Here is a 12,641-nt window from a genome sequence, read left to right on the forward strand (position 1 = left end):
ACATGGGGCCATGAGCGACCCGCACGCCACTGCGCCCGTGTTCGAAGACCCGGCCGGCACCTGGAACCGGCGCTTTTCGGCACCCGGCTACCTGTTCGGCACCGAGCCCAATCCGTGGCTGCACGAGCACGCCACGCTGTGGGAGGCCGGCCAGCGCGTGCTGTGCGTGGCGGACGGCGAGGGGCGCAACAGCGTCTTCCTCGCGCAGCAGGGCCTGACGGTCGATGCCTTCGACATCTCGGAAGTGGGCGTGCGCAAGGCGCGCGACTTCGCGCGCATCACCGGCGTGAAGGTGAACTTCGCCGTCGCCGACATCGCGCAGCTGCAGTGGCCCAAGGGCCTGTACGACGGCGTCGTCGCCATCTTCATCCAGTTCGCGGACCCGGTGCTGCGCGCGCGCATCTTCGAAGGCATGGTGCGCAGCCTCAAGCCGGGCGGGCTGCTGGTGCTGCAAGGCTACACGCCCAAGCAGCTGGACTACCGCACGGGCGGCCCGCCTTTCGCGGCGCACATGTACACGGAGCCGCTGCTGCGCGAGGCGTTCACGGGGATGGAGATCGTGGACCTGCGCGAGTACGAGACGGAGCTCGCCGAAGGGACGGGGCACCGCGGGCATTCGGCGGTGATCGGGTTGGTGGCGCGGAAGCCGGCGTGAATGTTGCGAGGATTGCTGGGGTGCGCTTCGCGCAACCCAGCCTACCCTGCCTGCATTCGTCGGGTCCCCGTAGGCTGGGTTTCGCGCCAGCGAACCCCGGCATTCACCCCCGCCCGAACCACTCCGTCCAGTACTCCAGGCACGCCCGGATCTTCGGCAGCCGGTGCCGCGTGCCCCCCGTCACGGCATACACCGGCACCGGCCGCAGGTCCACGAATTCGGGCAGCACCCGCACCAGCGCGCCTTGCGCGGCGAGCACGTCGCCCACCAGCGTCGCGAGCCGCCCGATGCCGAGTCCCTGCAGCACCATCGCCGCCGCCATGTTCGTGTCGTTGGCGCGCCATTTCCCCTGCGCCGGGTAGGTCCACGGCTTGCCGTCGACGAGGAAGGGCCACTCGTTGAGCACCGTCACCGCGCTGTTGCTCACGAGCGTGTGGCGGGCGAGTTCCTCCGGATGCCGCGGCAGCCCGTGCGCCTGCGCATACGCCGGCGACGCGTACAGGGAGCGGCCGAGCGTGCCGATCTGCCGCGCCACCACCGTGTCCGGCAGGCTGCCGGCGGCGCGGATCGCGATGTCGATGCCTTCGCGCGCCATGTCGATGATGCGGTCGCCGGCCTCGATCTCCACCTGCAGCCGCGGGTGGCGCCGCGCCAGCCCTTCCAGGCTGGGCACCAGCGGGTAGTGGGCGACCACCGTGCTGGCGGCCACGCGCACCACCCCGCTCGGCTCGCCCGTGCGCTCGGCGAACGCGCCTTCCAGTTCCTCCATCGTGTCCAGCGCGCGGCGGCTGTATTCGAGGAAGGTGCGGCCTTCCTCGGTGAGCGACAGGCCGTGCGTGGACCGGTTCATCAGGCGCGCGCCGCACGCCTTTTCCAGGCGCGCCAGCGTGCGCGACACCTGGCTGACCGGCACGTCCCGCTCGCGCGCGACCGCGGACAGCGACCCGAGCTGGGCCACCCGCGCATAGAGCGCCATCTCGTCGAACTGGAGGTTGCGCATGGGGCCGGATGGTAGCGGCGCGGGCGAGGCCTTGCAGGCGGCGCAAAACCGATTTGCGGCGCAGGCGGTTTCGGGAGGGAAGGGCCTTTCCTAGAGTGGACCCACCCACAGCAGGAGCCCGCCATGGACTACCGCCACACCGAGGATTTCGCCCGCCGCATGGAAGCCGCCGAACTGCGCGCGCAGATGCTGCGCAACCAGGCGATCGACGCGTTCGTCGCCGCGGCCGCCAGCCGCCTGGCGCTGTTCCTGCGCCGCATCGCGCACCAATGCGTGCGCTTCATCCCGGAGGCCTGATCCATGCCCACGCTGCAGCTGAAACTGAGCCCGCCCCAGCCCGCCGAGCGCCTGCAGGTGCTCGCGCGCCGGCTCACCGACCTCGTCGCCCAGGTTCTGGGCAAGCGCCGCGAAGTGACGGCCGTGGTCGTGGAGGAGCTCTGGCCGGGACGCTGGTTCATCGCCGGCCGCAACCCGGGACAGCCGACGGCGCTGCTGGAGATCCGCATCACGGAAGGCACGAACACGGCCGAGGAGAAGGAAGCCTTCGTCCGCGCCGCGTTCGAGGAGCTGTGGCAGCAGATCGGGCCGCTGGCGGAGGCGAGCTACGTCGTCGTGCAGGAAGTGAAGGCGACGGACTGGGGCTACGGCGGGAGGACGCAGGAGGAGCGCCGCCAAAGCAAAACGCCCGTGCTGTGACGCACGGGCGCTTGCTGCTTCTTCGGGGGCACCCTGGATCCTGCGAGCCCGCCCCTGCGCAGGCAGGGGTCAGGATGAAAGGACGCGGCGGCGAGCCGCCGATGTCATTTCACTTCGATCTGGCGCGACGTCACCACGGGCTTCTTCTTGCCCAGCGTGAGCGTCAGCACGCCGTTTTCCAGCTTGGCGCTGGTGGCTTCGGCGTCGATGTCGGCCGGCAGCTCGTAGGCTGCCTGGTACTGGCGCGCGGCTTCCTTGGCGGTGGACACGCGGACCACGGCGCCGTCCACGTCGATGGACAGCTGCTCGCGGGTGACGCCCGGAACGTCGAGCGACACGGTCCACGCCTCTTCATTCTGTTCGACCTTGGGCAGGCCGGCGGAGAAGAAGGAGTCGTTCAGGAAACGCTCGAAGGAGCGGTCGAAGGAACGCGCCGGGACGTAGGCGCGGGTGCGAAGGGCGGGAGCGAAAAACATCTGCAATCTCCTTGACTGGATTCGGGTGGGGTGCGGCACATTACGTATCCGCTGCCCCCTTAAACTGCGCGGCTCTCGCCATCGATCGCCGCCTGGTCACCATCTGCGCACCGGGCCCGGCATTTCAAGGGATCTCCTGTGATGAAAAAAACGCGCCGCGCCGTCTTGAAAACGCTGGCCGCGTCGGCATTTCTCCCCGCCTTCGCTTCCGCCCAGCCTGCACCGCCCACGATCCGCCTCGCGATGATCGAGGGCCTCTCCGGCGGCAATGCCAACGGGGGCGAGGCCGTGTACCGCAACCTGGTGTGGGCGGTGGAGCGCGTCAACCAGCGCGGTGGCGTGCGCACCCGCGACGGCCAGCGCCTGCTGGAGCTCGATCGCCACGACAGCAAGGGCACCATCGAGGAGGCACTCTCCGCGCTGCGTTCCGCGGTGGACCGGGGCGCGCGCGTGATCCTGCAGGGCAACTCCTCGGCGGTGGCCGCCGCGTTGATCGATGCCATCGAGCGCCACAACGAGCGCGAGCCGGACAAGCGCGTGGTGTTCCTGAACTACTCCGCGGTCGACCCGATCCTCACGAACGAGAAGTGCAGTTTCTGGCACTTCCGCTTCGACGCGCACGCCGACATGCGCATGGCCGCGCTCATGTCGGTGCTGAAGGACGACGCGTCGGTGAAGTCCGTGTACCTGATGAACCCGGACTACAGCTTCGGACAGGCCGTGCAGCGCGAGGCGAAGCGGCAGCTCGCCCTGCAGCGCCCGGACGTCAAGGTCGCGGCGGAGGAACTGCACCCGCTGCTGAAGATCAAGGACTTCGCGCCCTATGCCGCGAAGATCCAGGCGAGCGGCGCGGACGCCGTGATCACCGGCAACTTCTCGAGCGACCTCACGCTGCTGGTGAAGGCGGCGCGCGAGGCGGGCTTCGACGGCCGCTTCTACACCTTCTACGGCAATGCGCTCGGCGCGCCCGCGGCGATGGGCGAGGCAGGCATCGGCAAGGTCGTGGCCGTGGCCGACTGGCTGCCCAACGTGCCGGCGAAGCAGAGCGAGGACTTCTACCGCTCCTTCCGCGCGCGCTACCCGAAGCCCGCCGACGACTACGTGCACATGCGCATGCAGCTCGTGATCGAGGCGCTGGCGCAGGCCATCGAGAAGGCGGGCACCGCGGAAGCCGTGCCGCTGGCCAACGCGCTGGAGAACGTCGACGTGCGCTTCGCCGGCTGGGTGGGCCGCATGCGCGCCGCCGACCACCAGTTCCAGCAGCCGCTCGTGGTGGGCCTCATGGACCGCCAGGGCACGCCCGGCGTGCAGTTCGACGTCGAAGGCTCCGGCTACGGCTTCCGCGTGATCCGCCAGTTCCCGCCGACGAAGGTGGAGATGCCGCATTCGTGCCGGATGGTTCGGCCGACTTGAAGGCGGGATCGGACAGCCGGACGCAGAAGACGCAGAAGTTGCGCAGAAGTCGCAGAAGAACATCCGAAGAAGGATGGAAGGTCTTCCGTCTTCTCTTTTCCTCCTTCTCTTCTTTTGCGTCTTCTGCGTAACTTCTGCGCCTTCTGCGTCCGGCTGTTGGGTTTTCGACTTTCCCCGACAATCCCCCCATGCGCCAGACCGTCCTCGACCTCGAAGAATCCAAGATCCGCGAAGTGGCCAACGCCGGCATGGGGCGCGCCGACGTGCTGCCGTTCTGGTTCGGCGAGAGCGACGAGGTCACGCCGGACTTCATCCGGCAGGCGGCGATCGCCTCCCTGCAGAACGGCGAGACCTTCTACGCGCACAACCTGGGCCTGCCGGAGCTGCGCGAGGCGATCTCGGCGTACGCCTCCAAGCTGCACGGGCCCGTGGGCACCGACCGCATCGCCGTCACCTCGGGCGGCGTCAACGCGCTGATGCTCGCCTGCCAGGCCGTGGTGGACGCGGGCGACGAAGTGGTGGCGGTCACGCCCGTCTGGCCCAACCTGCCGGCCCAGGCGCTGATCATGGGCGCGAAGCTCAAGCGCGTCTCGCTGACGCCGAAGGACGGCGCGTGGACGCTGGACCTGCAGAAGCTGCTCGATGCGATCACGCCCGCCACGCGCCTCCTGATCGTGAACGCGCCGAACAACCCCACGGGCTGGACCCTGTCGCGCGACGAGCAGCAGGCGATCCTGGCGCACTGCCGCCGGACCGGCACCTGGATCCTTGCCGACGAGGTGTACGAGCGGCTCTACTACGAGCCGACGGCCCAGGGCTGCGCCCCCAGCTTCCTGGACGTCGCCGCGCCCGACGACCGCCTGGTCGTGGCGCACAGCTTCTCCAAGAGCTTCCTCATGACCGGCTGGCGCCTGGGCTGGCTGGTGATGCCGCCCGCCATGACGCACCACATGGGCAAGCTGATCGAGTTCAACACCTCCTGCGCCAGCGTGTTCACCCAGCGGGCGGCGGTGGAGGCGATGCGCCGCACCGACGAGGTGACGCCGCGCGTGGTGGCGCACCTGAAGCACTGCCGCGACACCCTGGTGCCCCTGCTGCAGGCGATCCCGCGGGTGGAACTGGCGCCGGCCAAGGGCGGCATGTACGCCTTCTTCAAGCTGGACGGTTTCGACGATTCGCTGGCGCTGGCGAAGCGGCTGGTGGCCGAGGCAGGGATCGGGCTGGCGCCGGGCAACGCGTTTGCGCCGGAAGCGCAGGGGTGGCTGCGGTGGTGCTTCGCGTCGAAGGACCTGGCGCGGTTGAGGCAGGGCGTCGACCGGCTGGCGACCTGGCTGGCGCGGTGAGTCCGTGCTGGGGTCGCCTGCGGCGAACCCAGCCTACAGCCGCGCCCCTTCGTAGGCTGGGTTGCGCGAAGCGCACCCCAGCAAAAGCGCCCCTTCTCCCCCTCGGCTATAATCCTGCGGTTCTGCATCTCGCGGAACGCACGTGGGGCCGCAATTCCGGCAGCCCCTCGCAAGTCAACAACTTTCAAGGAATCCCCATGACCGCCATCAACAAGGCAGAGGTCGTCGCCGCCAACGCGCGCGCCGCCAACGACACCGGCAGCCCGGAAGTGCAAGTCGCCCTCCTGACCGCCCGCATCAACGAACTCACCCCGCACTTCAAGACGCACGCCAAGGACCACCACGGCCGCCGCGGCCTGCTGCGCATGGTGAACCGCCGCAAGAGCCTGCTCGCCTACCTGAAGGACAAGGACGCCGAGCGCTACACGGCCCTGATCGCCAAGCTGGGCCTGCGCAAGTAAGCAGCCCCGCCCGCATGAACGCCTGAGACGGTTTCCAGACTGCCTCAGGCGTTTTTCACTTCGGAGCAACCCGAAACCGCAGGGATTAGGGATTAGGGGTTAGGGGCTAGGGAACGGAAGTGTTTCCCTAGACCCTAGCCCCTAACCCCTAGCCCCTACGGAGAGCTCCACAACCAATGAGAGAACAAGCCATGAGCATCTTCAACAAGGTCACCAAGTCGTTCCAGTGGGGCAACCACACCGTCACGCTGGAAACGGGCGAGATCGCGCGCCAGGCATCCGGCGCCGTGCTGGTCAACATCGACGACACCGTGGTGCTCGCCACCGTGGTCGGCTCCAAGACCGCCAAGCCGGGCCAGGACTTCTTCCCCCTGACCGTCGACTACATCGAGAAGACCTACGCCGCCGGCAAGATCCCCGGCTCGTTCTTCAAGCGCGAAGCGAAGCCGTCCGAACTCGAGACGCTGACCTCCCGCCTGATCGACCGCCCGATCCGCCCGCTGTTCCCCGAGGGCTTCTACAACGAGGTGCACGTGGTCATCCACACCATCTCGCTGAACCCCGAGGTCGACGCCGACATCGCCGCCATGATCGGCGTGTCCGCCGCGCTGTCCATCTCCGGCATCCCGTTCAACGGCCCGATCGGCGCCGCGCGCGTGGGCTACGTCAACGGCGAGTACGTGCTGAACCCGGGCCCGACCGCCCGCAAGATGTCCGACCTGGACCTCGTGGTCGCCGGCACCGAGTCCGCCGTGCTGATGGTGGAGTCCGAGGCGCAGCAACTGTCCGAGGAAGTGATGCTGGGCGCCGTGGTGTTCGGCCACGAGCAGGGCAACATCGCCATCAACGCCATCCACGAACTGGTGCGCGAAGCCGGCAAGCCGGTGTGGGACTGGCAGGCCCCGGCCAAGGACGAATCCTTCGAGGCGAAGGTGCGTGAGCTGGCCGAGGAGAAGATCCGCGCCGCCTACCAGATCCGCAGCAAGCAGGCCCGCACGCAGGCCCTGCGCGACGCCGGCGCGTCCGTGCAGGCCGCGCTGAAGGAGCAGGGCGTCGACTTCGACCCGATCAAGGTCGACAACCTGGTGTTCGAGATCGAGGCCCGCGTGGTGCGCAGCCAGATCCTCTCCGGCGAGCCGCGCATCGACGGCCGCGACACGCGCACCGTGCGCCCCATCGAGATCCGCACCGGCGTGCTGCCCCGCACCCACGGCTCCGCGCTGTTCACGCGCGGCGAGACGCAGGCGCTCGTGATCTCCACGCTGGGCACCGAGCAGGACGCGCAGCGCATCGACGCGCTGGCCGGCGAGTACCAGGACCGCTTCCTGTTCCACTACAACATGCCTCCCTTCGCCACCGGTGAAGTGGGCCGCATGGGCTCCACCAAGCGCCGCGAAGTGGGCCACGGCCGCCTGGCCAAGCGCGCGCTGATCCCGCTGCTGCCCTCGAAGGAAGAGTTCCCCTACGTGATGCGCGTGGTCTCCGAGATCACCGAGTCCAACGGCTCCTCCTCCATGGCGTCCGTCTGCGGCGGCTGCCTGGCGCTGATGGATGCCGGCGTGCCGATGAAGGCCCACGTGGCCGGCATCGCCATGGGCCTGATCAAGGAAGGCAACCGCTTCGCGGTGCTGACCGACATCCTGGGCGACGAGGACCACCTCGGCGACATGGACTTCAAGGTCGCGGGCACCGTGAACGGCGTGACCGCCCTGCAGATGGACATCAAGATCCAGGGCATCACCAAGGAGATCATGCAGGTCGCCCTGGCGCAGGCCAAGGAAGCGCGCATGCACATCCTGGGCAAGATGCAGGAAGCCCTGGGCGAGGCGAAGCAGGACGTGTCCAACTTCGCACCGCGCCTGTACACGATGAAGATCAACCCCGAGAAGATCCGCGACGTGATCGGCAAGGGCGGCGCGGTGATCCGCGCGCTGACGGAAGAGACAGGCACGCAGATCGACATCGCGGAAGACGGCACCATCACCATCGCCTCCACCGACGCCGGCAAGGCCGAAGAGGCGAAGAAGCGCATCGAGCAGATCACCGCGGAAGTGGAAGTCGGCAAGGTGTACGAAGGCCCGGTCACCAAGATCCTGGACTTCGGCGCGCTGATCAACCTGCTGCCCGGCAAGGACGGCCTGCTGCACATCAGCCAGATCGCCCACGAGCGCGTGGAGAAGGTCACCGACTACCTGTCCGAAGGCCAGGTCGTGAAGGTCAAGGTGCTCGAGACGGACGACAAGGGCCGCGTGAAGCTGTCCATGAAGGCGCTGACCGAGCGTCCGGAAGGCATGCCCGAGCGCGAGCCACGCGAGCCCCGTGGCGACCGCCCGCCGCGCGGCGAGTACCGTGGCGACCGCGGTGATCGCGGCGACCGCGGCGACCGCGGCGACCGTGGCGACCGCCCCCCGCGCGAGTCGCGTGAGCAGCGCGAGCCCCGTGGCGAGCAGCAGCGCGACCCGCGCGAGCCGCGTCCGGAGCCGCAGCAGGAATCCGGCAACCCCGAAGGCGGCAGCCAGCAGTAAGGCCGAAGCGCCATGAAGGCCATCGAGATCACGCAGTACGGCGCGCCGGAAGTGCTGCGCGCCGGCGAGCGCCCGGACCCCGTCGCGGGTGCGGGCGAGGTGCTGATCCGCGTCGCTGCCAGCGGCGTGAACCGGCCCGACGTGCTCCAGCGCACCGGCAACTACCCGGTACCGCCGGGCGCGTCCGACATCCCCGGCCTCGAAGTGGCGGGCACCATCGTGGGCGGCGACGCTGCCGCGATGGCGGCCGCCGGCTTCAAGCCGGGTGACCGCGTCTGCGCGCTCGTGGCCGGCGGCGGCTACGCCGAACTGTGCGTCGCGCCGGTGGGCCAGTGCCTGCCGGTGCCCGAGGGCCTGAGCGACATCGAGGCGGCCTCGCTGCCCGAGACCTTCTTCACCGTGTGGAGCAACGTCTTCGACCGCGGACGCCTGCAGCCGGGGGAGACTTTCCTCGTGCAGGGTGGCACCAGCGGCATCGGCGTGACGGCGATCCAGATGGCGAAGGCCATGGGCGCGTCCAGGGTGATCGCCACGGCGGGTTCGGACGACAAGTGCCAGGCCTGCCTGAAGCTCGGCGCCGACGCGGCCATCAACTACAGGACGCAGGACTTCTCCGAGGAAGCGAAGAAGCTCACCGACGGCAAGGGCGTGGACGTGATCCTCGACATGGTCGCCGGCAGCTACGTCGACCGCGAGGTGAAGTGCGTGAATGAAGACGGCCGCATCGTGATCATCGCGGTGCAGGGCGGCACGAAGAGCGAGTTCAACTCGGGCCTCGTGCTCCGCCGCCGCATCACGATCACCGGTTCCACGCTGCGCCCGCGGCCGGTCGCCTTCAAGGAGGCGATCGCGCAGTCGCTGAAGAAGAACATCTGGCCGCTGATCGAGGCGAAGAAGATCCAGCCCGTGATCTTCAAGACCTTCGCCGCGGCGGACGCGGCGCAGGCCCATGCCCTGATGGAGTCCAACCAGCACGTGGGCAAGATCGTCCTGACCTGGTGAAGAACGAATGACGGACAAGAAGAAGCTGATTGCCGGCAACTGGAAGATGAACGGCAACCTGGAGGCCAACGACGCGCTGGTGCGCGCGCTGGTGGCGGGGATGAAGGATGCTGCCTGCGACGTGGCGGTCTGCGTGCCGGCGCCTTACCTGGCGCAGGTGCAGATGCTGCGCCACGGCGCGAAGCTGGACCTCGGCGCGCAGGACGTGTCGCAGCACGCTTCGGGTGCCTACACCGGCGAGGTGTCGGCGCCCATGCTGCGCGAGTTCGGCGTGCGCTACGCGATCGTCGGCCACTCCGAGCGCCGCCAGTACCACGGCGAGACCGACACGCTGGTGGCGGAGAAGGCGAAGACGGCGCTCGCGCACGGCATCACGCCCATCGTGTGCGTGGGCGAGACGCTCGCGGAACGCGAAGCCGGCAAGACCGAGGAAGTGGTGAAGCGCCAGCTGGCTGCCGTGATCCACGTCAACGGCCACTGCATCAGCGAGATCGTCGTCGCGTACGAGCCCGTGTGGGCCATCGGCACCGGCAGGACGGCCACGCCGGAGCAGGCGCAGCAGGTGCATGCGCTGCTGCGCAAGCAGCTCGCCGCGGCCACCGGCCACGCCGGGCGCGTGCACATCCTCTACGGCGGCAGCATGAACGCCGCCAACGCGGCCAGCCTGCTGGCGCAGCCGGACATCGACGGCGGCCTCATCGGCGGCGCATCGCTGAAGGCACCCGATTTCCTGCAGATCATCGCCGCCGCTTCGCGCAGCGCGGCCTAAAGACAAAGTACGGAGTGATTGAAGAATGAATTTCCTGCTGACCCTCGTCCTGGTCGTCCAGATCCTGACGGCCCTGGGCATGATCGGCCTCATCCTGATCCAGCACGGCAAGGGCGCGGACATGGGTGCGGCTTTCGGCAGCGGCGCGTCCGGCAGCCTGTTCGGCGCCACCGGCAGCGCGAACTTCCTGTCCCGCACCACCGCGATCCTGGCCGCCGTGTTCTTCGCGTGCACGCTGGCGCTGGCCTACTTCAGCCACAGCGTGAAGCCGGCCAGCTCCGGCTCCGTCCTCGAGCACTCGGCCCCGGCCACCGCGCCTGCGGCGCCCGCGTCGTCCGACGGCGGCCCGAACCCGGCCAACCAGATCCCGGCCGGTGCTTCCACCGTGCCCGCACCGCAAGGCCCGGCGACCACGCCGGCCACCACGGTGCCGGTCGCCCCCGCTTCCGGTGCGGCGCAGATCCCGACGAAGTAAGCGTTCGTCAGCGAAACAGGCGCCATGCACGGCAGTAGGGCGTCTGTTTCGGAGTACACTTAGTGGTTGTCCGGATAGGCACGCGGTTCTCCACGAAACGCAAGCCCTCAGAGCCTCTCCGGGACGTTCAGATAGCCGACGTGGTGAAATTGGTAGACACGCTATCTTGAGGGGGTAGTGGCGAAAGCTGTGCGAGTTCGAGTCTCGCCGTCGGCACCAAACAAGAGCCTGCCGGGCACCGCCCCGGCAGGCCGCGCACCCGACAAGCCGCCACGATGAACCTCGACCAGTACCTTCCTGTCCTCCTGTTCATCCTCGTCGGCATCGGCGTCGGTGTCGCTCCCCAGGGCCTCGGCTGGCTGATCTCCAAGGGGATCGGCGTCCACAAGCCGGACGCGGCCAAGAACTCTCCCTACGAATGCGGCTTCGAGGCCTTCGAGGACGCGCGCATGAAGTTCGACGTGCGCTACTACCTCGTCGCCATCCTCTTCATCCTGTTCGACCTGGAAATCGCCTTCCTCTTCCCGTGGGCGGTGGCGCTGAAGGAGATCGGTCCCGTGGGCTTCTGGTCCATGATGGTCTTCCTCGCCATCCTGGTCGTCGGCTTCGTCTACGAGTGGAAGAAGGGCGCGCTCGACTGGGAATGATCCCCGCGCGGCCCCCCACAGCTTCCAAGAAAGTTCCGAGATGGCAAACCAAGGCATTCTTGAAAAAGGTGTCGTGACCACGACCGTCGACACGGTCATCAACTGGGCCAAGACCGGCTCGCTGTGGCCGATGACGTTCGGCCTCGCGTGCTGCGCCGTGGAGATGATGCACGCGGGCGCCGCGCGCTACGACATCGACCGCTTCGGCATGCTGTTCCGCCCCAGCCCGCGCCAGTCCGACCTGATGATCGTGGCCGGCACGCTGTGCAACAAGATGGCGCCGGCGCTGCGCAAGGTGTACGACCAGATGGCCGAACCGCGCTGGGTGCTCTCCATGGGCACCTGCGCCAACGGCGGCGGCTACTACCACTACAGCTATTCCGTGGTGCGCGGCTGCGACCGCATCGTGCCGGTGGACGTGTACGTGCCCGGCTGCCCGCCGACGGCCGAGGCGCTGCTGTACGGCATCATCCAGTTGCAGCAGAAGATCCGCCGCACCCAGACGATCGCGAGGGCTTGAGCATGCAAGGAAACCTCGCGGCGGTCTCGCCCGCTCCCGAAGCCGTGCGCGACGCGGTCGTTGCCGCGCTCGGCGACAAGGCGAAGCGCGTCGACCTGAAGCACGGCGAAGTGACGGTGATCGTCACGGCCGCCAACTACCTCGCGGCCGCGCGCATCCTGCGCGACCACGAGAGCTGCCGCTTCGAGCAGCTGCTCGACCTGTGCGGCGTCGACTACTCCGAATACAAGATGGGCGACTGGGACGGCCCGCGCTACGCCGTCGTCTCGCACCTGCTGTCCGTGAGCCTGAACCAGCGCGTGCGCCTGCGCGTGTTCGCGGCCGACGACGAACTGCCCGAGGTGGACTCGCTGGTCGACCTGTGGACCTCCGCCAACTGGTTCGAGCGCGAAGCCTTCGACCTGTACGGCATCGTGTTCGTGGGCCACATGGACCTGCGCCGCATCCTCACCGACTACGGCTTCATCGGCCATCCCTTCCGCAAGGACTTCCCGGTCTCCGGCCACGTGGAAATGATCTACGACGCCGAGCGCAAGCGCGTGGTCTACCAGCCCGTGACGATCGAGCCGCGCGAGATCACGCCGCGGATCATCCGCGAGGAAAACTACGGGGGGCTGCAGTGAACTCCCGAACTTCCGGACATCCGAACGCAAAGGGCG

At 68.4% G+C, this 12,641-nt stretch carries 15 protein-coding genes and 1 tRNA gene; 14 read left to right on the forward strand and 2 right to left on the reverse strand.

The window, feature by feature from the left end:
- The first annotated feature begins 10 nt into the window (after positions 1-10).
- Positions 11-655, forward strand: coding sequence for a class I SAM-dependent methyltransferase (locus tag H8N03_RS04410; protein WP_187074889.1), 645 nt, complete (start codon positions 11-13; stop codon positions 653-655).
- A gap of 103 nt (positions 656-758) precedes the next feature.
- On the opposite strand, the gene H8N03_RS04415 is transcribed toward H8N03_RS04410, so the two are convergent.
- Positions 759-1,655, reverse strand: coding sequence for a LysR family transcriptional regulator (locus H8N03_RS04415; protein ID WP_187074890.1), 897 nt, complete (start codon positions 1,653-1,655; stop codon positions 759-761).
- A gap of 123 nt (positions 1,656-1,778) precedes the next feature.
- On the opposite strand from H8N03_RS04415, the gene H8N03_RS04420 reads away from it, so the two are divergent.
- Together H8N03_RS04420 and H8N03_RS04425 are read left to right on the forward strand one after the other, a co-directional pair.
- Positions 1,779-1,952, forward strand: a complete 174-nt coding sequence (locus H8N03_RS04420; RefSeq protein WP_187074891.1) for a hypothetical protein — start codon at positions 1,779-1,781, stop codon at positions 1,950-1,952.
- A 3-nt stretch (positions 1,953-1,955) separates the two neighbouring features.
- The gene (locus tag H8N03_RS04425) at positions 1,956-2,351 is read left to right on the forward strand and encodes a tautomerase family protein (RefSeq protein WP_187074892.1); all 396 of its coding nucleotides are present in this window, start codon (positions 1,956-1,958) and stop codon (positions 2,349-2,351) included.
- A gap of 104 nt (positions 2,352-2,455) precedes the next feature.
- Here H8N03_RS04425 and H8N03_RS04430 read toward each other — a convergent pair whose 3' ends face one another.
- Positions 2,456-2,827: an Hsp20/alpha crystallin family protein gene (locus H8N03_RS04430; RefSeq protein WP_187074893.1), complete on the reverse strand. Its 372-nt coding sequence runs from the start codon at positions 2,825-2,827 to the stop codon at positions 2,456-2,458.
- A 141-nt stretch (positions 2,828-2,968) separates the two neighbouring features.
- On the opposite strand from H8N03_RS04430, the gene H8N03_RS04435 reads away from it, so the two are divergent.
- From H8N03_RS04435 to H8N03_RS04485, 11 genes are all read left to right on the forward strand, one after another.
- Entirely contained in the window at positions 2,969-4,240 is a 1,272-nt protein-coding gene (locus H8N03_RS04435; RefSeq protein WP_187074894.1) for a branched-chain amino acid ABC transporter substrate-binding protein, read from the forward strand.
- 188 nt (positions 4,241-4,428) lie between these two features.
- Positions 4,429-5,583: a pyridoxal phosphate-dependent aminotransferase gene (locus tag H8N03_RS04440; RefSeq protein WP_187074895.1), complete on the forward strand. Its 1,155-nt coding sequence runs from the start codon at positions 4,429-4,431 to the stop codon at positions 5,581-5,583.
- A 197-nt stretch (positions 5,584-5,780) separates the two neighbouring features.
- Positions 5,781-6,044: a 30S ribosomal protein S15 gene (rpsO, locus tag H8N03_RS04445; protein ID WP_187074896.1), complete on the forward strand. Its 264-nt coding sequence runs from the start codon at positions 5,781-5,783 to the stop codon at positions 6,042-6,044.
- Between the two features lie 191 nt (positions 6,045-6,235).
- Positions 6,236-8,569 carry a polyribonucleotide nucleotidyltransferase gene (pnp, locus tag H8N03_RS04450; RefSeq protein ID WP_187074897.1) on the forward strand — a complete coding sequence of 778 codons (2,334 nt, stop codon included), beginning with the start codon at positions 6,236-6,238 and terminating at the stop codon, positions 8,567-8,569.
- A gap of 12 nt (positions 8,570-8,581) precedes the next feature.
- Complete coding sequence (locus tag H8N03_RS04455) at positions 8,582-9,571, forward strand: NAD(P)H-quinone oxidoreductase (RefSeq protein WP_187074898.1); 990 nt, start codon at positions 8,582-8,584, stop codon at positions 9,569-9,571.
- A 7-nt stretch (positions 9,572-9,578) separates the two neighbouring features.
- Positions 9,579-10,340, forward strand: a complete 762-nt coding sequence (tpiA, locus tag H8N03_RS04460) for a triose-phosphate isomerase (protein ID WP_187074899.1) — start codon at positions 9,579-9,581, stop codon at positions 10,338-10,340.
- A gap of 25 nt (positions 10,341-10,365) precedes the next feature.
- Positions 10,366-10,815, forward strand: a complete 450-nt coding sequence (gene secG / locus H8N03_RS04465; RefSeq protein ID WP_187074900.1) for a preprotein translocase subunit SecG — start codon at positions 10,366-10,368, stop codon at positions 10,813-10,815.
- A 134-nt stretch (positions 10,816-10,949) separates the two neighbouring features.
- Positions 10,950-11,034, forward strand: a tRNA-Leu gene (locus H8N03_RS04470).
- A 56-nt stretch (positions 11,035-11,090) separates the two neighbouring features.
- A complete protein-coding gene (locus H8N03_RS04475) occupies positions 11,091-11,462 on the forward strand; it encodes an NADH-quinone oxidoreductase subunit A (RefSeq protein WP_187074901.1) in 372 nt (123 codons plus the stop codon).
- Positions 11,463-11,502: 40 nt separating this feature from the next.
- The gene (locus H8N03_RS04480) at positions 11,503-11,982 is read left to right on the forward strand and encodes a NuoB/complex I 20 kDa subunit family protein (RefSeq protein ID WP_169420697.1); all 480 of its coding nucleotides are present in this window, start codon (positions 11,503-11,505) and stop codon (positions 11,980-11,982) included.
- A 2-nt stretch (positions 11,983-11,984) separates the two neighbouring features.
- Complete coding sequence (locus H8N03_RS04485; protein ID WP_187075219.1) at positions 11,985-12,605, forward strand: NADH-quinone oxidoreductase subunit C; 621 nt, start codon at positions 11,985-11,987, stop codon at positions 12,603-12,605.
- Positions 12,606-12,641 lie beyond the last annotated feature (36 nt).

Origin of the sequence: Ramlibacter cellulosilyticus (assembly GCF_014297465.1) — a bacterium.
In the GTDB taxonomy this organism is placed as follows: domain Bacteria; phylum Pseudomonadota; class Gammaproteobacteria; order Burkholderiales; family Burkholderiaceae_C; genus Ramlibacter; species Ramlibacter cellulosilyticus.